Consider the following 21,303-nt stretch of genomic DNA (forward strand, 5'->3'; position numbering starts at 1 on the left):
CTCTAATCCGCATAACGGACCGTAAACGCGGCTCCCGCTTCGCCCACCAGTACCACTCTGCCGTCCTCCGGGAGATAGAACGGACGGTCCTCACTCAATGTCCACGAACTCGATACACATTTCATGTCGCGGCCGGTATGGTCATACACGTACCATGCGCCGTTCTCCGGTTTTTCGATGATAACCGGACGTTTCTGATTCCTGTCTCCGGTGGTAAACCAGATCGCCTCCCCGTCTGCTCCGATGGTCCGCTCACTGTCTGCATCAGGAAACGCTTCTGCGTCCGCTGCTGCAATATAGCGGTAGCTTCCCGATTCCAGATAATGTTTCCCATTCTCCTTTGTCCGCGTATAATCATTTAAATCGCGGCCCGCCTGCCCCGGAACCTCCGTAAAAAATCTCGCATGCGCCTCATCCGTGACCTCTGCCATACGCAGCTCCAGATTCTCAAAGGAAAGAATTCCCTTCGGTTCGTCAAGCAGCAGAGGCTTTACCATGAACCGTTTCAGCCACGCACTGGAATTATACTTTTCGCTTAAGAGATAATACTCCTGGCCATCCAGCGCCTTCCAGGCTGATACCGCAGTCTCCGACGGCGCGTTTCCGGTATACCGGGTGCCGACAGGAAGATATGTGGCCACACGGCCAAGGCCAGGGTAGACCTCCATGCTTTCTGCCATCAAATACTCTCTTCCCTTTTTTCCTTCCTGGAAACTCAGTCTGGTTCGCCCGATCCGGCCGCCGCTTCCCTTCGACAGCTCTCCCGAGGCACTGATATAGCTGCCGTCCGTAGAGTAGAATCCACCGTCTTCTCCAAGTCGATAGACCTGCTCTCTCCGTCTTCCGCTTCCTTCGGAGGCAACTGTCATCTCCCCTTCGCCGGAGACCGAGAGTTTTAACAGATCGCTGCCGGCGTACCATCCGGACCGCTCTGCCAGATTTAAGCCCGCCTCCTCTCTGTGGCTTACACTCTCTTCATCTCCCCGCTCAATTCTTTGGACCTCGTCCAGATACGTCATCACAATCTCCTGAACAGCCAGCTGGTTCAGCGTGCTGGATCCGCCGCTGGTAAGCACGGCACAGGAAATATTCTCTTCTGGAAGAACCGTTAAGCTGCCGTGATAGAAGTTCGTATCGCCGCCCTTAACAAGGGCTTTTATCCCATAGCGGCTGAATGGATACGTATCCACGCTGTCCCATCCAAGTCCATAGGATAAGGTCGTATCATAGCCGTTCGGATTGATCTCCTCGTTGTAACGGCTCTTTTCCATGGCAAGCAGCGCTCCGTCGGACAGCAGTCCGGCATTTCCCGCTCTGTTATGCATAAATATTTCTGAAAAACGGCACAGGTCCATGGCCGTCGCATAAATACCGCCGCTGCCGATCACGTTGGCATTTTCCGGCGGGAGTTCCTCCCCGCTGCCCTCATCGTATATCTTCGCCAGGCGGCCCGACAGATTACCGCTCTGAGGCGTCTTGAACTGTGTCAGGCCAAGACTTTCCGAAAATTCCCGGTCGATGTACTCCGTAAAGCTAAGTCCGGTCACCCGCTCCACCAGTATTTCCGCCAGTGTAAAGCCATCGTTGCAGTACACCTGGATATCGCCCGGATCGGATTTCAAACGCTGCTTCTTCAGCCGCGCCAGCAGCATATCATGATTTTCCGTATCGTTGTCTCCCAACAGCATGGCGTTATTTAACGTGCTGCCAGGAAGCCCGGAACTGTGATCCAGGAGCATTTCCGGCGTTATTCTGCGATATCGCTCATCCGCCATCTCAAACTCCGGAATGTATGCGATGAGTGGTTTCCTGAGATCAAGCTTCCCCTCATCGGCCAGCCTCATGACCGCAGCCGCGGTCACCACTTTACTGGTGGAGCCGATCCCGTACATGAGGGGCTCAGCCGCAGCCTGCACTCCCACGCCTTCCGCCCCCGCCGGTACCGTCTCTTTCGCCAGGCAGGCCTCCCGGCCGAAACCGTTCATTCCGGAAAATATTGCCGCAGCCGCCAGAACTGCGGTTACATGGTACCATCTCTTCTTCATCCTCATCATTCCTCCGTCAACAATCCATATACTGTGATTCCCCTGATTTTTCCCGCCAGCACCATAGAAACCGCAAATGCAAATACTACCAGAGCGAAAGCCATAAGAAGAATCAGCCACGGCTCCACTACAAAATTCATCTCCGAAATTCCCAGCTGTTCAAATAAGAGACTGGCCATGCGGTTCACCGACAGGCAGGCCGCAAGGGAACCGGCAAGCGTTCCGCCCACAGATGCAGGCAGAAAACTTATGGCGATCTGTTCCATCAGCTGTCTGTCCGTATAGCCCAGAGCCTTGTAGATGCCGAATTCTCCTCTCCGCCTTGTGAGCATCGACTTGATCACCATATAAAGCACCAGCACCACCAGAAGCACGGTTCCCGTGATGATGAGGGCTGCCATCATGCGTGTGGAATCGGCAATACTGTCCACATTGGACACAAAGAGCCGTCTGTTGTTTTCAATCCTGTCTATCTCATAATCGTTTGTATCACCGCTTAAGACGACTTCGCCGTCTACCATCAGGGCATACTGGGCGCTGTCCACGCCGTACATGGAAATCAGGGCGGCGAGCTTCTCTTCCGCCTTTCTCTTTGCCGCGGCCAGCGCTTCCTGTTTTTTCGTGCCGGTATCCATGCTTGTGCCGGTGCTGCTGTCCGTGTTGGGATTTATGCCGTTATCCGTGTCTGTTCCTGCATTACCGATCGCCGCAGAAGGCGAAAGCACACGGAAACTATGCTCCATCCTTCCGATAAACGTATCAATATCCAGTCCCGGCTCTAAGTACACCTGAATGGAATTCTTTTCGTAGTACGGCTTCACTCTTAAAAGTCCTGTCTCATGCATAAAGCAGATGCGGCCGAAGTTATTCATGGTCTGTGTCAGCCCGCAGATCACATATTCAGCGGAAGCTCCGTTTGAAGATACCGCGATGGTATCCCCAATCTTCTTTCCCCAGCTCCTGGCGAGAAGTCCCGTCACCACGATCTCATTATCGTATTCCGGGAAATTCCCTTCATAGACCTCTACCATTTCCAGTTTACCGAAGTCGTCCGACACGTAGCAGCTTAACAGTTCGCCCTCCACGCTCAGGGACTCCATCTCATAGAGGCTCACTTTTCTGACGCCCTCCATGGCGCCGATCTTTTCCGTCAGTTCCTCATAATTTTCGTGAGGTGCCTTATAGACCATGATATCGCTGATCTCATATCCTGTCATCTTAAGCACCAGCTCGTCGTTGATCCCCATATTCCACCAGGTGATAAGAGAAAACGCACTGGCAAATGCAATGCCGGCGAAAATGATGCCGACCATAAGGTACATTTTCCGGTTAAAAGCCATGCTCTTTAATCCCAGCGCCATGGAGAGAGAGCCCCGCGTCCGTTCCAGCGGGAAATGCTCCTTCTTGAAGCTGTGGGATTTGATGCCGCCCCGCAGCGCCTCCACCGGAAGAATTCTGGCTGCTGCCGCCGCGGAACGCCATGCGACGAGCACCACTACAGCCATGATAAAGGCCGCGCTCAGGATATCGAAGCCGATATGTCCCCCGCTCCTCCAGGTAACGCCTACCGAGCTTGTGATCAGCCCTCCCAGGGCTGCGATGATCCCATAGGAAAGGGCGATCCCCAGCACTGTTCCGATCATTCCGATGATAACAAACTCCAGAACCACCGACCACCGGATCTGTCTTCCCGTATACCCCACCGCTCCCAGCGCTCCAATATTACGCATCTGGGAATCAATATGATTGGAAATCCTGAATTTCATCACTATCACAGCGACAATCACCATCAAAAACGAAAATACAAACAGTACCACGGAAATAATGGTAACCACCATGGTGGTTCCGTTTCTCATGTCGTCGATGGTTATTTCCATGGCCTTCGCATCCATGGAAATCGCTTCAATATTTACGTCCGTATTTTTCTTAAAATCCGCGATTAATCCTTTTAAATCAGCCTGATCCTTCACCCGCACCAGAAGCATATATCCGCCGCCCTGCTGTTCGTACAGTTTTTCATACGCCTTCTCCGGCATATAGAAATTCACCATGCTGCTGACCGAAGAGTGAAGCCAGGTGGACTGTGTGAAGCCCGCTATGCGGAAATGGTAATCTTTTTTATTATAATTCAGGATCAGCTCATCCCCCAGTCCATATCCCATGTCCTTCATAAACACCGGAATGTAGACTGCCTCATCCTCCTCCGGCACCTCGGTCTGCTCTGCCACGAAGTAGCCGCCGATCTTCCTGCTGCGGTCCATATTTAAGAAGTTGGCGGAGATAACGCCGCCTTCCGGGAAGGAGGCCATATCCATCATTACAAATTCATCCGTCTCTGCGGTTTCCACCCTCGGATCCTGTAAGAAAAAGTCGAGATACTCTTCCCGGTACTCATTTCCCGTAAACCGGACCATGTAATGCGCTCCGCCCAGCCTGTCGTTTTCCATGTCGTAAAAATGGTTAATTCCCGCCAGCAAAGTGAGTCCCACATTAAAAATGGCCACTGACAGCAGTATGAGTACGCCCATGGAAACGGCCACACCCTTTTTCTTTCTGATATTTGCCATGGCAATCATAAAAACCGGCATCTTACCACCCCATTTCCGTCAAAAACGCGTTCAGCTTCTCATGACGCGCCATATCATTGCTGGTATACGTCCCCAGCCGGCACTCGCCGCAGATCATACCGTCCTTCAAATAGACCACCCGGTCTGCCCGCCTCGCAGTCTTCACATCGTGAGTGACGACAACAATGCTCTGGCCCTTCTTATTCACATCGCTCAGGGTATTTAACACCTGCTCTCCAAACGCCGAATTTAAGGCTCCTGTTGGCTCATCTGCAAATATCACGGCCGGCTCATTGATCAGTGCCCTCACAATGCCCACCCGCTGAGCCTCGCCGCCGGAAAGCTGGGACGGAAACTTTCCCCAGTCCTCTTTCATAATTCCGACTTCGCCCAGCAGCTCCTTTGCCCTGGCTGCAACGGCCTTTTTATCCCTGGACACCAGAAGACCGCAGGCCAGCACATTGTCCAGAACACTCATATTGTCCAAAAGATGAATCTGCTGAAATACAAACCCGCAGTTTTTCCTGCGGAACACAGCCATATCGCTGATTCCCAGATGGTTAATCTTCACATCTCCGTACATCACCTCTCCCAGCGTCGGCTTATCCATTCCCGACAGCGCGTAAAGCAATGTGGACTTACCCGAGCCGGAAGCCCCCATAATCACGGTAAAGTCTCCTTTATAGATACTCAAATCCAGATTTTTAAGCACATGCTGCTGCCTCCCGCCGCTGGAAAAGCTCTTACACAATTTATCTGTCTGAATAACGATTTCTTTCATCGTCTTTCTCCCTTCTATATTTGAACATTCTATCTTAAATGTTCTGCTTTAAAACTTCTGTCTCTTTCCTCCGATACCACCATTATAAATGGCCGCTGAAAAAAAGTCCTTAGAAAACTGCTGTCAAATTCTTATCAGTTTCTTAACTGAATGGTATTTCTGTGGTAAACTGGAGAAAGACAGAAATACAGAACGCCTGCATTCGTCACGCGTTTGAATTTCAATTTTTTAGGAAACCCTCCACTATAACACCAGGATTCTTGGTTATGATATGATTATGATATTAAAACCGGAGGCAGCTGACATGATAAATACTTACTCAACTTCCGATATGGCAAAGCTTATCGGAATCCATCCCAATACAGTGCGGCTTTACGAAGACCTGGGGCTGATTACGAGACCGGAGCGAAAAGCCAACGGTTACCGGGTATTCACGGATCACCACCTGACCCAGTTTCGGATTGCGCGTCTGGCCTTTCAGGTTGAAGTCCTTCAGAACGGCTTGCGGAAACAGGCGGCTGCAATCGTAAAGTCGTGTGCATCCGGAGACATCGATAAGGCGCTGCTCCTCACTGATATCTATCTGAGACAGATCAGCGAAGAAAAACTGAATGGGGAGACGGCCATACAGATTGCAGATCAGATCCTTTCCGGGCATACGCTTATTTCCGATAACCGGCTTCTCACGAGAACACAGGCCGCTCTTTACCTGCACATCACCGTGGACACACTGCGCAACTGGGAGCGCAACGGACTGCTGGAGGAAGCGAAAAACCAGAATGGTCGCCGCATATACACAGCCCGCGATCTGGAACGGCTGATTATCATCAAATCCCTTCGCTGCGCCAACTACTCTCTTTCCGCCATCCTGCGGATGCTGTCTGCGCTGTCCCTCAATCCGGAGGCCAGTATCCGTGATGCCATCGATACGCCGAGGCCGGATGACGACATTCTGACTGCCTGTGACCACCTTCTTACTTCTCTGGAGCAGGCAAGAGAGAACGCGGAACAGATCATTATACTTTTATCAGAACTGAAAAAATCAGAATCAGTCGACCCACGCGCGGGAACATACAGGAGCACCGACGATTTTTCGGCTCCATGTCAACCGGACAAATAAAGCCACGGAATGACAGGATTTTATTCCGTTTATGCGTTACTATCATTATAGTCACTGCACGAAACTCATGAAAGGTACACTCTGATCGCACGTAAAGCGTCCAAGCGACAGACGCGAAGTGCTCATAACCAGGAGGCAGGAACAATGGAATGGACAGAAAGTTTAAAACGTTCAATTAATTTTATGGAAAACCATCTTTTGGAGGATATCAGCCCCGACGATGTGGCCACTGAGGTACATATCTCGTCGTTTTATCTCCAGAAAGGCTTCAGCATCATGACCGGTTACTCCATCGGAGAGTATATCCGATACCGCAGGCTGTATCTGGCCGCACTGGATGTCATTGCCGGAAGCGCTAAGGTAATTGATCTGGCTTACCGGTACGGATACGACACACCTGAGAGCTTCACAAAGGCATTCAGCCGTTTTCATGGAGTTTCGCCGGCGCAAATGAAGAGAACTACCAATAAAATCCACACGTTTTTGCCTTTAAAAATAACAGTTTCAGTACAAGGAGGAAATGACATGGATTATGCAGTAGAAAAGATGAATGTATTTTCGGTAATCGGCTATGAATACGAGGTTCGTTATGACGATTCCTATCAGACAATTCCGAAACTTTGGGATCAGTTCTGTGAGCACTTCGACCGCGGAGAAAATTCTCCCGAAGTACAGCAGGCAATTGACATCTGTAAAATCGGGGAATTCGGCATCTGCATGGACGATAATCCCGGCGGAGGCACCTTTCACTATCTGATTGCCGGCCATTACAACGGAGGCCCTGTTCCCGAAGGTATGAAGGTTTTCGAGATTCCCGCCGCGGAGTGGGCAAAATTCCACTGCACCGGACCGCTTCCCGGCTCCCTGCAGGCAGTCAACACAAAGATTTTCAAGGAATGGCTTCCCGGCAACCCGGACTATGAGTTTGCCATGAATATGAATATCGAATGGTATTCCATGAGCGACTGCAGTCAGCCGGATTATGAAAGTGAAATCTGGATTCCGGTTAAGCGTAAATAAGCATTTCCAGTAAAGCAGCCATATTTAGCAGCAGAATTTTGCAGCAGACAGCAGCAGAGAAAGGGACGGTCCTGTTAAGACACGTCCCTTTCTCTGTTCCATTCGACTCAGTCCGATGATATCAGCGCTCGTTATTCCTGCGTCCTTTCCCCCTCAAAACTCTCTAAGAATTCCCTTGATTCCACCGCATTTTCCGGTGTGCTGTCCTCGATCGTCATTTGAATATACGGTTTTTCCTTCCGCACAAAATCCATGATGGTATCGTATTTCATGATTCCGGTACCCGGAGCGCCGGAAACGATTCTATCATCTTTCACGACGAAATCTTTCATGTGCAGAACCGCGGTGTACTCTCCCAGATCCTGAATCGCCTGAGTAAAGACAGACTCATAATCCCTGCTATTTTCCACAGAAAGAAGATTGACCGGATCCAGAATGATCTGGAGGTTAGGAGAATTGATCTCCTTCAGAACCCGAAGCGCCTGTTTCGAATCGTAAACAATGTGACTCCAGACCGGTTCGATAGCAAGAATAACGCCAAACTTTTCCGCACACGCTACTACCGGGCGAACATTCGTTATAAATGTCTGAAGCGCCTCTTCCGTATGGCACGCCGGTTCAAAGTGGTAATCCGCGTTTGGAGCCCCCGTCTCTGTTCCCACCACACTGCATCCTAAAATAGAAGCAAACCGAATATGAGCAAAGTACCGTTCCTGTATCTTCCTCAATTCTTCCGGATCCGGATGGGCAAGATTCAAATAGCAGCCCAGGACTGCGATGTCCACATCGTACTTTGCAAACATCTTTCTTAAATATGTAGCGTACCCGGGTGTCAGCGCTGAATTGGCAACAGAGTGTTCCATCACCGTCTTTGCAAGCGCCAGATGGCCACAGGTAAATCCCTGTTCATGTGCTTTCATAACTCTCTGTTCCAGTGTTCCTGGTTTAATATCGTGTAATCGAATTCCTATCTGCAACTTCATTTCCTCCTTATCATGAACACACTGCGTGTTCTCTCTATGCCTCTTCAAAACAATCAATATTACTCATAATAAACGCATCGCCCTTCTGTCCGGTAATCGTAACGTTTTTACAGATCAGCGTATCCACATTCATGACGGTAAATCCCCGTCTGGAACAGGCCTCTACCCCTTCCATCATGGCTGGAACGCCTTCTCTTGCCTGTTCCGCAAAGGAGATCTCCACATTTTCCAGTTTGATCTTATGGATCTTCTGCTCCGGCAGACCGCAGAGGAAAGAAGCCGCCACATGGCAGTCCGATGCTTTAATATCTTTAAAGGACAGGTTTTTAATCTCCGGTGTCCGCTCGTCCACCGGCAGAGCTTCCCTGCACTGCACGTAATCCGTCCTTCCATCCGGATCACAGAAATAGAAGCTGTTGACCACAAATGGAGTCATGACATTCTCCATAATTATATGTTGAAAAGAAATATCAGACAGAACCGAATCCCTTCCTCTTCCGCGCCTGGTTTTCACCCGGAGACCTCTGTCAGTGCAACGGAACAGACAGTCCTTCACATGCACCGCCTTTACACCGGCTCCGACCTCGCTTCCCACCGTAACTGCACCATGGCCATTTTCCATCAGGCACTGGCGAATCTCAATATTCTCCGACGGAGTCTTATAGCGGCGCCCCATATAGATTTTTCCTGACTTTATGGCAATGCAGTCATCTCCGAGGGAAAAATGAAGCCCTGCAATCTCCACATCTCTGCACGATTCCGGATCCAGTCCGTCTGTATTGGGCGAGTCCGCGGGATTCTTAATATCCAGATCCAAAAAACGCAGTCCCTGGCTGAAATACGGATGAAGCACCCAGGTGGGGCTGTTCTTCAGATGAAATCCCTGAAGCGTGATGCTCTTACACCTCTCCAGAAATACCATACGCGGCCGGAAAGCTCCCCGCATTGTTCCCACATCATTCCACCAGTTCTCAAAGGAGGCCTGGCCATCCACCAGTCCCTCTCCATAGATTACCACATCTTCCACTTCAATTCCATTGATAATTCCAGCAAACATGGGAAGAGGATTTCCCTCCCACGTCCCTAAGTTATAATCCGCTGTCTCATCGTAGCTTTCAATCATACCTGGAAATCTTGGATATCTGAAGCGGTCGGTATCCGCCGCCAAAACAGCTCCGGCTCCCAACTCCAGCCTGATATGACTTTTTAAAAACAAACTGGTAATCCGGTATACTCCCTTTGGTATCAGCACGCGTCCATTCTTCGGACATGCCAGAATCGCCGCCTGTATAAATCCAGTATCATCCTGTATCCCGTCTCCCTTTGCTCCGATCTCTTTGACATTGAGAGTCACAAATTCATAATCCGTACGGAAAACGGTTCTCGCCTCTTTCCCGTCCCGCTTTAAGCATACCTCATACTCCGTATCCGGATTTAATCCAAACAGACTGAAAATCACCCGGTTTGTCCTCTTATAAAGGCTTCCGTTTACGTAAATCTCTCCCTCGGTATCAAATTCAAAAATCCGGCCTGCCTCTGTCTCCAATGTCGCTGACCGGGCGGTCGTACAAATCACCTTTAGCTCCATGTTCTTCATCCTCGCATATCAACAGACCATTTTTCCCTGTCTTTTTCAAAGACCAGGTACTGTGCCTTCAGCATATTCCCAAGTCCATCTTCCTGTTCCTGCTGCACTTTGAAGCATCTCCAGACCCGGAGTCCAGCCTCTCCATATTTTTCACGGTTTAATATCCCCATGTTGCACGCCTTTAAAACTGCGTAGCCAGACCAGGCCTTTCCGTTATTCAAATGCGCTTCCGCACTTTGTACTTCCGTATTTTGAACTTCTGCCAGCATTCCCTGGCGGACTACCTGCTTAAACAAATCACACAACGCCCTGTAGTATTCATAGATTTCCATTGACATCTGATCAATTGTATCAATCAATGCGGCAGCAGCCTGACCTGACCACGCCTCTTTTCTCTCAAAATACGCTGCGATCTCTCCATAGTGGGCCTTCTTATTAAATAGAGTATCATACTCCGCATAAAAGGGCATGGCCGTCTCACTTATCACTTCTTCCCCACTCACCAGCCGGTTAAAAACAAGATCTGCCGCATTCCGGTATTCCCGCTTCCCAGTCTGCCTCAGTGCAAACAGATATGCTCCGGCTTCCCTCCCGGAGAGAAGGTTTCCGCCTGCCGACAGACCGGTCCTGTTGATTCGTTCCAGAACACGATCTCCATATCCGGCTGCGCCCGTTGCCTGGTACATCTGCATCAAACCGGACAGCTCATAGATATCTTCCATGATTTTACATCTCCTCATCATTCATTCCCGCGGTGCATAACAGGGCTCAGCTCATATTCCATTCCCAATTATGTAATCGCTTACATCTCTGTTTCTTTATTTTAAATCAGTAAAATAACTGCATTTTTAGTTTATCATCATTACCAAATACTGTCAATGTGTAAGCGCTTACTCACAGGATAAACTTGTAAACTTACAGAATTATGAAAAGCTGCTTTCGTCATTAACTTAAGCTGGGATTTCGGGGGGTTCGTTCCGCCTCACGAGGAACCACACCTCTTAATAATTCTGTAAGTTTACAAGTTTATCCTGGCTTACGCACGAAAATAAATTACAAATACCTTTTGCTGCGAAGATACCTGCTGCCGTACCAGTCTCTTCTATTTCAAAAGCAGTCCGCAGACAGCGCGTCGTCCCCCATCGCTCCAGGCCTGATATTTACGATCTATATGGTCCTCAAACTGCGGGTCTGAAAATTGACTCAAGATTCCCTGACAATGTCACATTCATTTTCCTTTTCCCATAGCCGGATCGTCTCGACAGCGGTCCTTGTATACCGGGAAACTTTCTCATATGGCTCTCCGTTTTTCCGCATTTCGATAGCAAGTTCTCTCAGCGTTTCACTTCTGCCTTTTTCAATTCCTCTTTCGATTCCTCTTTCGATTCCATCATTTACAAGCATCTGCCCCAATAATGTCATGGAAAATTCCTCCTTTACTTCTTCTAAATCTTTCGAGTCCAAAAACTTCACAGCCAGTGCGTAGAGAACCGCCTGCATCTTCGCCCCTTCATCAGCCGTAATTTCTGCGGAGGTCTGAAGCAGACGATTTCCTTCTATAAATCGCTCTTTTTCCGGCATATTCCCGGACATCAGCGGCGCCAGCAGTACCGGAATCACATCTTTCCGATCAATGCTCTTTCCCGCCTGCTGCTTTTGCTTCAACTGATCATACAGCTGATCGGCGTTCCAGTCTTTTAACCGCACAGGAACAACCCGATACGTATTGATTCCCTCATGAAGCTCGCTCAGAATCTCCACTGCTTATACCAGTTCCGTGGGCGCAATCCCCTTAACCTCATAGTCGATCCCAAGATATGGAAGCAGCACCTCCCCAAAATACGTGACAGCGGACTTTAGAATCATGTCCTCCAGCGGAAGATTTTCCGGCGGAACAGGTGCATTGCCAACGCCTGATACGCCAGCCATTGAATCATTCTTCCTCTTTTCTTGCATATAGCCTCCAAACCAAGCTATATAAGAACCTATCTCCATAATAACAGCATTAAAACCGACAGACAATAACCCTGCTTTCCATATTATTTTCTATTGAAACTCTATAACACTCTATAACAAATCAGGAAACATCGTCAGAATCGACGCAGGAAAACCAGATGCCGGACGGCACTATGACCCGTGAATACGGAACAGAATTCTGGATATGGTGATAGCTTCTTATGGAAGGCTATTATCTGTTTTTACAGTACTAATTACTTGTTTTTATAGTATATCATGCATTCAATCATTCCGCAAGCCCATTTTCAATCAAAAAGGAGAATCCCCGCCGCCTCCATACACCAAACACCGTGTATCGTCTGCGGGAATTCTCCCAACCCTTTTACCCGATTCTCCTAATCCTACAGTCCGCCGACCGGTAAACCCATGCTCCGCAGATTACCGAACCAGCATTCTGCTGATCTGATACTGATCCTCCGGAATATCCTTGTGCATATTCAGTGCTTCCTGAATATCGAAATCTACGTATTCGCCGTGCTTGTAAGCCACAATGCGGTTGCTTTCGCCCTTGCATAGAAGCTCTACCGCCTTCGCACCCATGATGGAAGCGTAAACTCTGTCCTTGCAGGTAGGCGCACCGCCACGCTGCATGTGGCCCAGAATCGTTGCTCTCGTCTCAATGCCGGTTGCCGCCTCGATTCTCTTCGCCATGGAAGAAGAATGGCCGATGCCCTCCGCGTTAATGATAATATGATGCTTTTTGCCGCGTTTTCTGTTCTCGATAATGCGGTTAATCAGCGCCTGCTCGTCGCCGTCGTAACGCTCCGGAAGAAGAATATCCTCCGCTCCGTTGGCGAAGCCGCACCACAGGGCAATGTAACCGGCGTTGCGTCCCATAACCTCAATGATACTGCAGCGCTCATGGGAAGTAGATGTATCACGCACCTTGTCGATGGCCTCCATCGCCGTATTCACAGCAGTATCAAAACCGATGGTGTAATCGGTACATGCGATATCCAGATCGATGGTTCCCGGAAGTCCTATGGTATTAATTCCAAGTGCGGAAAGCTTTCCCGCTCCGCGGAAGGAACCGTCACCGCCGATTACCACCAGACCGTCAATCCCATGCTTCTTACAGATATCGGCGCCCTTTTTCTGGCCCTCAGCCGTTGTGAACTCCTGGCATCTGGCTGTATAGAGAATCGTACCGCCGCGGTGAATAATATCCGACACGCTGGTACTCGTCATATCAACAATTTCTTCCTGCAGAAGGCCCGCGTATCCTCTCATGATGCCCTTTACTTCTAATCCTTTATGGATAGCCGTCCTGACAACCGCACGGATTGCCGCATTCATTCCTGGTGCGTCACCGCCGCTGGTTAATACGCCGATCGTCTTTACTTGTTTTGCCATAGTAACTTCCTCCTGTTTCTGAATATCTTTTATAGTAAACTTTTTCACTCATACCAAATCATACAAATTGTATTCTAATTCATTTTCCTTATCTTTTCAACTGTTTTTTCTACAACCTTGACATTTTTTTCACCAAGTTTTTCAGTCAAAACAGAGACAAGTTCATTGGAAGCACTTACATTTCTATTGGCCGGTAAAACCTTTTTCGCCCGCTCCTTTTCCAGATAAATGATCACAGTGTCGTTTCCTTCCGACTCTTTCAGTTCTGAAAGGATTTCGGCCTCTCTGGCCATGTAAACATCTTTGTCGGGGAACTTCAGCCACAGCTCCTTTGGAAGGCTCTGAAAGGGGATTACGCGCTCACAGATGACCTTTCCGATGGGATCGTCCCCGATGGATGCGCGGCCCTGGATAAATACCTTGGCATCCTCCACAAACAGCTCCCTTTTGCTCTCATAATCCTTTGGAAATACGATTACCTCCACAGAACCGACTAAATCCTCCAGCGTGAGGAATGCCATCAGCTTATTGTTTCTCGTCGTCTTCACCGTCTTGCCTGTGATCATACCGCCGATGGTCACATAAGCGCCATCCTGGACTCGAGCCGCTTCCGTCTCCTCATCCACTATGAAATCTATGGTAACCGCGGTGATATTATTCCTCCAGGTCGTCTCATAAGCCTCCAGAGGGTGGCCGCTTACGTAAATTCCAAGCGCCTCCTTCTCAAAGGCCAGAAGCTCCTCCTTCGGAAATTCTCCCACATTGGGGAAGGTAATCTGGTACCGTGTCTTCTCTTCCTCGCTGGCAATGTCGAACAGCGTCAGCTGCCCCTCCATGGAGTTCTTCTTCTCCTTGCTCCTCTGGTCCAGAAGCTCCGGCGCCACCAGGACCTTCTGCTTCCTGGTTCCCGGAAGGGTATCCAGCGCACCCGACTTGATGAAGTTCTCCAGCGTCCGCTTGTTGACCTCCTTATTGCTCATGCGGTCCACAAAGTCCTCGATGGAGGTGAAAAGCCCGTTGCTCTCCCGCTCTGAGACGATCAGCTCCACGACGGATTTCCCCACGCTCTTGATTGCCGAAAGGCCGTAGCGGATGGCGCCTCCGGAAACTGAGAAACCGCTCTCCCCTTCATTAATATCCGGCGGAAGAATGGAGATCCCCATCTGCCGACAGCTTAAAATGTACTCCGAAACCTTGGTCACATTATCCATAACCGAGGTCAGCAGGGCAGCCATATACTCCTGCGGGTAATAGTATTTTAAGAACGCGGTCTGATAAGAAACCACGGCATAAGCCGCCGCGTGGGACTTATTGAATGCATACTTTGCAAAATCAATCATCTCATCGTAGATATGATTGGCAATCTTCTCATCGATCCCGTTGGCGATACAGCCCATAACGCCCTCTTCCGAATTTCCGTAAACGAAATTCTGGCGTTCCTTTTCCATGACCGACGTCTTCTTTTTTGACATGGCTCTTCGAACCAGGTCGCTCCGGCCCATGGTATATCCGGCCAGATCCCGCACGATCTGCATAACCTGTTCCTGGTATACGATACAGCCGTAGGTCGGGCTTAAGATCGGTTCCATCTGGGGGCAGTCGTACGTTGCGGACGAAGGATCATTCTTTCCCTTTAAGTATTTGGGAATGAAATCCATAGGGCCCGGACGATAGAGGGAAATACCGGCAATGATGTCCTCAAGGCTCTGAGGCTTTAACTCCTTCATGAAGCTCTTCATCCCCGAACTCTCCAGCTGGAACACGCCGTCATCCTTTCCAGTTCCGATGGATTCCAGCACCGCCTTATCGTCGTAATCGATATAATCCATATCGAGCGTCACGCCGCGGTTCTTCTCCACAGCCTTCACCGCATTCTGAATAACGGTCAGCGTCCGAAGTCCCAGGAAATCCATCTTCAGAAGCCCCAGTTCCTCCAGTGTGGTCATGGTGAACTGTGTCGTGATCGTACCGTCAGCTGCCTTTGAAAGCGGCACATACTCGTCCACCGAGGTACGGCTGATAACAACTCCGGCCGCATGCATGGAGGTATGTCTTGGCAGGCCTTCAAGACGCATGGACATGTCGATTAAATATTTGACCTCCGGGTCCTCATTATAGGCACTTCTTAAATCCGGGCTCTGTTTTAATGCCTTCTCCAGAGTCATTCCCAGATCACCCGGTATCATCTTCGCAATGGCGTCGCATCTGGCGTAAGGCATGTCCAGAACACGTCCGACGTCGCGCACCACGCCCTTTGCCGCCAGCGTACCGAAGGTGACGATCTGCACGACCTGTTCCTTGCCGTACTTTCTCACCACATAATCGATAACTTCCTGTCGCCGTTCGAAGCAGAAGTCAATATCAATATCAGGCATGGATACTCGCTCAGGATTTAAGAACCGCTCGAACAGCAGGTTATACCGGATGGGATCGATATTGGTGATCCCCAGACAGTATGATACGATGCTGCCAGCCGCAGAACCACGCCCCGGACCCACGATGATGTCCTGGGATCTGGCATAATGGATGAAATCCCATACGATCAGGAAGTAATCCACGTATCCCATGGTATGGATTACGTCCAGCTCATACTCCAGTCTGGCCTTCAGCGTACCGTCGTCGTCAGGGTAATGCTTCGTAAATCCTTCGAAACAGAGCTTGTTTAAATATCCCCAGGAGTCGTAGCCCTCCGGCACATCGTACCGGGGCAGCTTCGTCACGCCGAACTCGATCTCCACGTTGCAGCGCTCGGCGATATCATGTGTGTTGTCGATCGCTTCGGCAGCATAGGAGAAGAGTTTTCTCATCTCCGCCTCGGTCTTGCAGTAGTACTGGCCGCCCTCATACCTCATGCGGTTTTCATCGGTTACCTTCTTACCGGTCTGAATACACAGAAGGATATCGTGCGGTGTGGCATCCTCCGCAAATGTATAATGAATATCATTGGTCGCAACCAGCTTGATGCCGGTCTCCCTGCTCATGCGCAGCAATCCCTGGTTCACCGTATGCTGCGCCGGAATGCCATGGTCCTGCAGTTCCAGGAAGAAATTCCCTTCCCCGAAAATCTGCTGGTAGCGGAGCGCCGCATTCTTTCCCTGCTCGTACATCCCCCGCTCGATATAGCGCTGTACCTCGCCGGCCAGACAGGCGCTGAGGGCGATGATGCCCTCATGGTACGTCTCCAGCACTTCATAATCAACGCGGGGTTTATAATAAAATCCATCGACGAAGCCCTTGGACACGATCTTCATCAGGTTCTGATAACCCTGGTTGTTCTCGGCCAACAGCACCAGATGATAGTAGCGGTCCTCCCCGTTCGTGGTTTCTCTGTCAAATCTGGAACCGGCCGTCACATATACCTCGCATCCGATGATGGGTTTGATTCCCACCTCTCTGGCCGCCCGGTAGAAATCGATCACGCCGTACATGACGCCATGGTCCGTGATAGCCATGCTGTCCATGCCCAGCTCTTTTGCCCTCGCCGTCAGCTCCTTAATCTTACAGGAGCCGTCTAAAAGGCTGTATTCCGTATGGACGTGTAAATGTGTAAATGCCACGTTTCTAATCTCCTTTGTTTTATCTCTTATATCTCGTCAAAATTATTTTAACATATCCTATTCGTTTATTATAGCATATTTTTTATTTACGCGCGGGATTTTTCGTTCAGGGGAAATATAACCAAAAACAGACATGAATCTCCGCGGCCTTCGCGGAATCATTCATGCCTGTTTTCCTTTTCCCATTTGGAGCTATAAACACTCTCTAGTTGTTGCTCAAATATTTTTCAATATCGGTAACGGCCTGGTTTTCATCTGCACCATCAGCAGAAATAGTAACCTGCTCTCCTGCTGCAAGACCCAGGGTCATCATACCCATTATGCTCTTCGCATTTACTTTTTTGGTATCGATCTCCACGTAAATACTGCTTTCATACTGGCTGGCTACCTGTACAAGCATGGCTACCGGCCTGGCCTCTAATCCTGATGCAAGTTCGACGGTGACTGTTTTTTTTACCATAATTATCCTCCTCATTCCTGTGAACGGACCCTATTCCATTCTGCTGCGTTCGCTCCTGTCCCGCAGTTGCTCTGCTATATCGCAGAGTTTCCTAAGTCGGTGGTTTACTCCTGATTTTCCAACAGGAGGGTCCAGAGCTTCCCCAAGCTCTTTTAATGTAGCTTCCGGTCTTTCTACCCGCTCGCGCGCAACTTCTTCCAAATTCTCCGGCAGGTTTTCCAGGCCTATTGTATCTCTGATATATTCTATATCCTCTATCTGCTTCACAGCAGCTGATACCGTTTTATTGATGTTGGCGGTTTCACAGTTTACCTGACGGTTTACGCTGTTGCGCATGTCCTTCAGAATTCTGATATTCTCCAGCTCCATCAGTGCTACCGGCGCCTCCATCACGTTTAAAATATCGACGATCTGACTGCCTTCCTTGATGTACACGATATAGTAACGTTTTCTCTTAACAATCTTCGCCTCTAAGTCAAAGGTGGCAATGATTCCCTGAAGCTGCTTCGCCTTCTCCTCTGTTGCACATACGATCTCAAAATGATAGAATTTCTCGGGATCACTTAAGGACCCCGATGCCAGAAACGCCCCGCGGACAAATGCGCGCCTGCAGCATGACTGCTGAATCACCACATTCTGAACCACATTTAAATTTTCCCCCACCTCTCCATGCTCGTCAAGGAGCTTTGCGGCATGAAGCACCCGGAGGGCATCCTCATGCTCCCGGATTGTCACCGTGTATGTACGGTTTTTATTTAAATAGGCGTTCCTTCTAATAGAGACATCAGTAACTATATTAAATGTTTTTTTCAATAATGTAAAGTACTTTCTTGCAACTGCCACATTTTCCGTGTGGATTTTAATGGCATAATGGTCCTCTTCCGAGATTATGATCTTTCCACAAAGGCTGATGATCGCTGCAATTTCGGCAATCTGGCAGTGCCTCGCCGGGCTTAACTGCCTGGAAAGTTCGTCTTTTACTTTGGAGGAAAATGACATGGCAGCTCATTCCTTTTTTCTTTTATTATCCTTATCAATGTCACGGTGCTCGATCTTTAAGCCAAATTCCCCGTGGGCTTTCAGCTTCCCGTAGACCGCCTTCGCGATGGTCACCGAGCGGTGCTTCCCTCCGGTACATCCAATCGCAATGACCAGCTGGTTCTTTCCCTCCAATACGTAGCCCGGAATCAGAAATTCCAGCATATCGTACAGTTTATCCAGGAAAATGGCCGCTGTCCCGTTCTGCATCACATAGTCCCGCACTTCCCTGTCCTCACCTGTCTTCGGACGCAGTTCGTCCACATAATACGGATTCGGAAGGAATCTGACGTCAAAGACGAGATCTGCATCAGAAGGAATTCCGTATTTGAAGCCAAAGGACAGAATCGTGATGTACAGATTCTTATAGCTTTCATTTGCCATAAAGATCTTTTCCAGCTCTGCCTTCAGTTCCTTTGTCAGCAGCTTGCTGGTATCTATAATATAATCCGCCTCTTCCTTTAAAAATGCCAGTTTGAGGCGTTCCTTCTCGATACCGCTGTCAATCCGGCCCTCTCCCGCAAGGGGATGGATCCGTCTCGACTCCTTATACCGCTTAATCAGTGTCTCACTGCCTGCATCCAGGAACAGGATCTCATACGGGACCCTGCTCCTGGACCATTCATCAAAGATCCGGTTAAGTGCAGACAGTTCATCCCCGCTGCGGATATCGATCCCCAGCGCGGCATCCTTAATACCGCCCTGATTGCTCAGGGTCAGCTCGGCAAATTTTTCCACCAGAGGAATAGGAAGGTTATCCACACAGTAGAACCCCATGTCCTCCAGCATCTTCAGCGCACTTGTCTTACCGGCGCCTGACATGCCTGTCACAATTACCAGTCTCACAAAAAGTCTCCTCTACGCCGTTTTAAAATCGTCCCAGCGTCTTTACTTCCATCTCCAGTTCCACTCCGGAATGTTCTTTTACTCTTCTCTTCACATCCTGGCAGAGCGTCATAATATCCGAAGCCGTGGCATGGTCTCTGTTAATCACAAAACCGCAGTGTTTCCCGGAAACCTCCGCACCGCCCACACGGTATCCTGCAAGGCCCGCCTCTTCGATCAGTTTCCCGGCAAAATTGCCGGCCGGCCGCTTAAATGTGCTCCCGGCACTGGGAAACTCCAAAGGCTGCCTGCTCTTTCGCCTGCCCGCCAGATCGTCCATATACGCCTTGATCTCATCCCTGTCGCCTGGCTTTAAGCGATACCGCGCTTCCAGCACAATATAATGGTTTGCAGGAATGCAGCTGGTCCGGTAGCCCAGCTCCAGCTCCGGCAGAGAAAGTACCTTTTCCTCGCCTTCCATGGTCATAACCCGGACTGATTCCATGATATCCTTCGTCTCAGAACCGTAGGCGCCCGCGTTCATCACGACGGCTCCGCCCACCGTACCTGGGATTCCGGCTGCAAATTCAAAGCCTGTGAGCCCGGCCTCCAATGCCGCCTTCCCCACCCGTGAAAGGGATGCTCCCGCACCAGCCGTGATCTCACACCGGTCACTGTCCACACGGCACCCGGAAAATCCGGCTGTCATGGATATGACCACACCATCGAAACCGCCGTCTCCCACAAGAAGATTGCTTCCATTTCCGAGAATGCAGTACGGTACCTCTTCTCTCCGGCACAGCCGGATCACTTCTCCCAGTTCGCGCGCGTCCGCCGGACTTACGTAGTAGGCTGCGGGACCACCGGCGCGAAAGGTCGTGTGTCTGCTCATTTTCTCTTCCGTCTTCACATGGCTGCTATCTGACACTTCCAGCAGTTGCTCATAAAACATCGTCATGAAACACCTCAATCATCCTGTTTTCTTGACAGGTTTGCCTGGACGCGGTTGTATAATTCCTGTGCCGCGTTGTACCCCATCTTCTTCTGTCTGTAGTTGACAGCCGCCGACTCCACGATGATGGCGAGATTCCGTCCCGGACGGACAGGGATGGAATGGCAGACCACACGGTTTCCAAGGAACTCCGTATACTGGTCTTCCAGTCCCAGTCTGTCGTACTCTTTATCCTTATCCCAGTCCTCCAGCTTGATCACCATGTCGATGGCCTGGGTGTCCTTTACGCTCTCCACACCGAACAGCGTCTTCACATCGATAATACCGATACCTCTCAGCTCGATAAAATGTCTTGTAATTTCCGGAGCGCTTCCGATCAGAGTCTCATCGCTGACCTTTCTGATCTCCACCACGTCATCCGTTACGAGACGATGGCCCCTCTTTATGAGCTCCAGAGCCGCCTCACTCTTACCGATTCCGCTCTCGCCCATAATCAGGACGCCTTCGCCGAATACGTCCACTAAAACGCCATGGATGCTGATGCATGGAGCCAGTTTTACCTTCAGCCACCGGATGATCTCCGCCATCAGATCGGAGGTCGTCTGCTCCGAAACAAGGCAGGGCACGCCGTAATGGTCGCACAGTGCGATCATATCCTCATCAGGATCCTGGTTTCTCGAATAAACCAGACACGGAATCTGACTGGACAGAAGCTTGTCATACATCTCCACCTTGCGGTCATGTTCCATCTGTCGGATGTACTCCTGCTCCACATAGCCGATAATCTGGACCCTCTCATTATCGAAATGGTCAAAAAAACCTGCCAGCTGCAGCGCCGGACGATTGACATCCGGATGGCTCAGCACGATTTTCTCCGCATCGATCTCCGGTGTCATGTTCCGGAGGTTCATTTTTTCAATTAACTCTGTAATCGCAACTCCATGCATGGTCTCATGCTCCTTTTCCATCTGTTTTTCTCATACTAACACAGATTTCGT

General features: G+C 49.8%; 17 protein-coding genes. 2 read left to right on the forward strand and 15 right to left on the reverse strand.

All coding sequences use genetic code 11. The annotated features are described in order from the left end of the window. Positions 1 to 2: 2 nt before the first annotated feature. From DFR60_RS00120 to DFR60_RS00130, 3 genes are read right to left on the reverse strand one after another with little or no spacing between them, the layout of a single operon-like run. Positions 3 to 2,045, reverse strand: coding sequence for a serine hydrolase domain-containing protein (locus DFR60_RS00120; RefSeq protein WP_110321596.1), 2,043 nt, complete (start codon positions 2,043 to 2,045; stop codon positions 3 to 5). Positions 2,046 to 2,050: 5 nt separating this feature from the next. Then, positions 2,051 to 4,633, reverse strand: coding sequence for an ABC transporter permease (locus DFR60_RS00125; RefSeq protein ID WP_110321069.1), 2,583 nt, complete (start codon positions 4,631 to 4,633; stop codon positions 2,051 to 2,053). Between the two features lies 1 nt (position 4,634). After that, a complete protein-coding gene (locus DFR60_RS00130) occupies positions 4,635 to 5,393 on the reverse strand; it encodes an ABC transporter ATP-binding protein (protein ID WP_110321070.1) in 759 nt (252 codons plus the stop codon). Positions 5,394 to 5,697: 304 nt separating this feature from the next. Between DFR60_RS00130 and DFR60_RS00135 the strand changes: the two genes are divergently transcribed. Next, on the forward strand, positions 5,698 to 6,513 hold the full coding sequence (locus tag DFR60_RS00135) for a MerR family transcriptional regulator (protein WP_110321071.1): 816 nt from the start codon (positions 5,698 to 5,700) through the stop codon (positions 6,511 to 6,513). A 144-nt stretch (positions 6,514 to 6,657) separates the two neighbouring features. Then, the gene (locus DFR60_RS00140) at positions 6,658 to 7,533 is read left to right on the forward strand and encodes an AraC family transcriptional regulator (RefSeq protein ID WP_110321072.1); all 876 of its coding nucleotides are present in this window, start codon (positions 6,658 to 6,660) and stop codon (positions 7,531 to 7,533) included. Positions 7,534 to 7,664: 131 nt separating this feature from the next. Here the strand turns inward: DFR60_RS00140 and DFR60_RS00145 are convergent, their stop codons facing one another. From DFR60_RS00145 to hprK, 12 genes are all read right to left on the reverse strand, one after another. Next, positions 7,665 to 8,510, reverse strand: a complete 846-nt coding sequence (locus DFR60_RS00145; RefSeq protein ID WP_110321073.1) for a sugar phosphate isomerase/epimerase family protein — start codon at positions 8,508 to 8,510, stop codon at positions 7,665 to 7,667. A 40-nt stretch (positions 8,511 to 8,550) separates the two neighbouring features. Continuing rightward, positions 8,551 to 10,104: a glycoside hydrolase family 28 protein gene (locus tag DFR60_RS00150; RefSeq protein ID WP_110321074.1), complete on the reverse strand. Its 1,554-nt coding sequence runs from the start codon at positions 10,102 to 10,104 to the stop codon at positions 8,551 to 8,553. Positions 10,105 to 10,109: 5 nt separating this feature from the next. Next, positions 10,110 to 10,826, reverse strand: a complete 717-nt coding sequence (locus DFR60_RS00155) for a glycoside hydrolase family protein (protein ID WP_110321075.1) — start codon at positions 10,824 to 10,826, stop codon at positions 10,110 to 10,112. A gap of 481 nt (positions 10,827 to 11,307) precedes the next feature. Then, on the reverse strand, positions 11,308 to 11,865 hold the full coding sequence (locus tag DFR60_RS00160) for a hypothetical protein (RefSeq protein ID WP_110321076.1): 558 nt from the start codon (positions 11,863 to 11,865) through the stop codon (positions 11,308 to 11,310). Positions 11,866 to 11,868: 3 nt separating this feature from the next. Next, positions 11,869 to 12,033, reverse strand: a complete 165-nt coding sequence (locus tag DFR60_RS30205) for a hypothetical protein (protein ID WP_167437465.1) — start codon at positions 12,031 to 12,033, stop codon at positions 11,869 to 11,871. Positions 12,034 to 12,498: 465 nt separating this feature from the next. After that, positions 12,499 to 13,473, reverse strand: coding sequence for a 6-phosphofructokinase (gene pfkA / locus DFR60_RS00170; RefSeq protein ID WP_002600619.1), 975 nt, complete (start codon positions 13,471 to 13,473; stop codon positions 12,499 to 12,501). A 74-nt stretch (positions 13,474 to 13,547) separates the two neighbouring features. After that, complete coding sequence (locus tag DFR60_RS00175; protein ID WP_110321078.1) at positions 13,548 to 17,030, reverse strand: DNA polymerase III subunit alpha; 3,483 nt, start codon at positions 17,028 to 17,030, stop codon at positions 13,548 to 13,550. A gap of 205 nt (positions 17,031 to 17,235) precedes the next feature. Next, positions 17,236 to 17,490 carry an HPr family phosphocarrier protein gene (locus DFR60_RS00180; protein ID WP_110321079.1) on the reverse strand — a complete coding sequence of 85 codons (255 nt, stop codon included), beginning with the start codon at positions 17,488 to 17,490 and terminating at the stop codon, positions 17,236 to 17,238. A 30-nt stretch (positions 17,491 to 17,520) separates the two neighbouring features. Then, positions 17,521 to 18,489, reverse strand: a complete 969-nt coding sequence (gene whiA / locus DFR60_RS00185; protein WP_110321080.1) for a DNA-binding protein WhiA — start codon at positions 18,487 to 18,489, stop codon at positions 17,521 to 17,523. Between the two features lie 6 nt (positions 18,490 to 18,495). Continuing rightward, positions 18,496 to 19,374 carry an RNase adapter RapZ gene (rapZ, locus tag DFR60_RS00190; protein WP_110321081.1) on the reverse strand — a complete coding sequence of 293 codons (879 nt, stop codon included), beginning with the start codon at positions 19,372 to 19,374 and terminating at the stop codon, positions 18,496 to 18,498. A gap of 22 nt (positions 19,375 to 19,396) precedes the next feature. Next, positions 19,397 to 20,311: a UDP-N-acetylmuramate dehydrogenase gene (gene murB, locus DFR60_RS00195; protein ID WP_110321082.1), complete on the reverse strand. Its 915-nt coding sequence runs from the start codon at positions 20,309 to 20,311 to the stop codon at positions 19,397 to 19,399. Positions 20,312 to 20,319: 8 nt separating this feature from the next. Further along, the gene (hprK, locus tag DFR60_RS00200; protein ID WP_002600625.1) at positions 20,320 to 21,252 is read right to left on the reverse strand and encodes an HPr(Ser) kinase/phosphatase; all 933 of its coding nucleotides are present in this window, start codon (positions 21,250 to 21,252) and stop codon (positions 20,320 to 20,322) included. Between the last annotated feature and the right edge of the window lie 51 nt (positions 21,253 to 21,303).

Origin of the sequence: Hungatella effluvii (genome assembly GCF_003201875.1) — a bacterium.
Lineage (GTDB): Bacteria > Bacillota > Clostridia > Lachnospirales > Lachnospiraceae > Hungatella > Hungatella effluvii.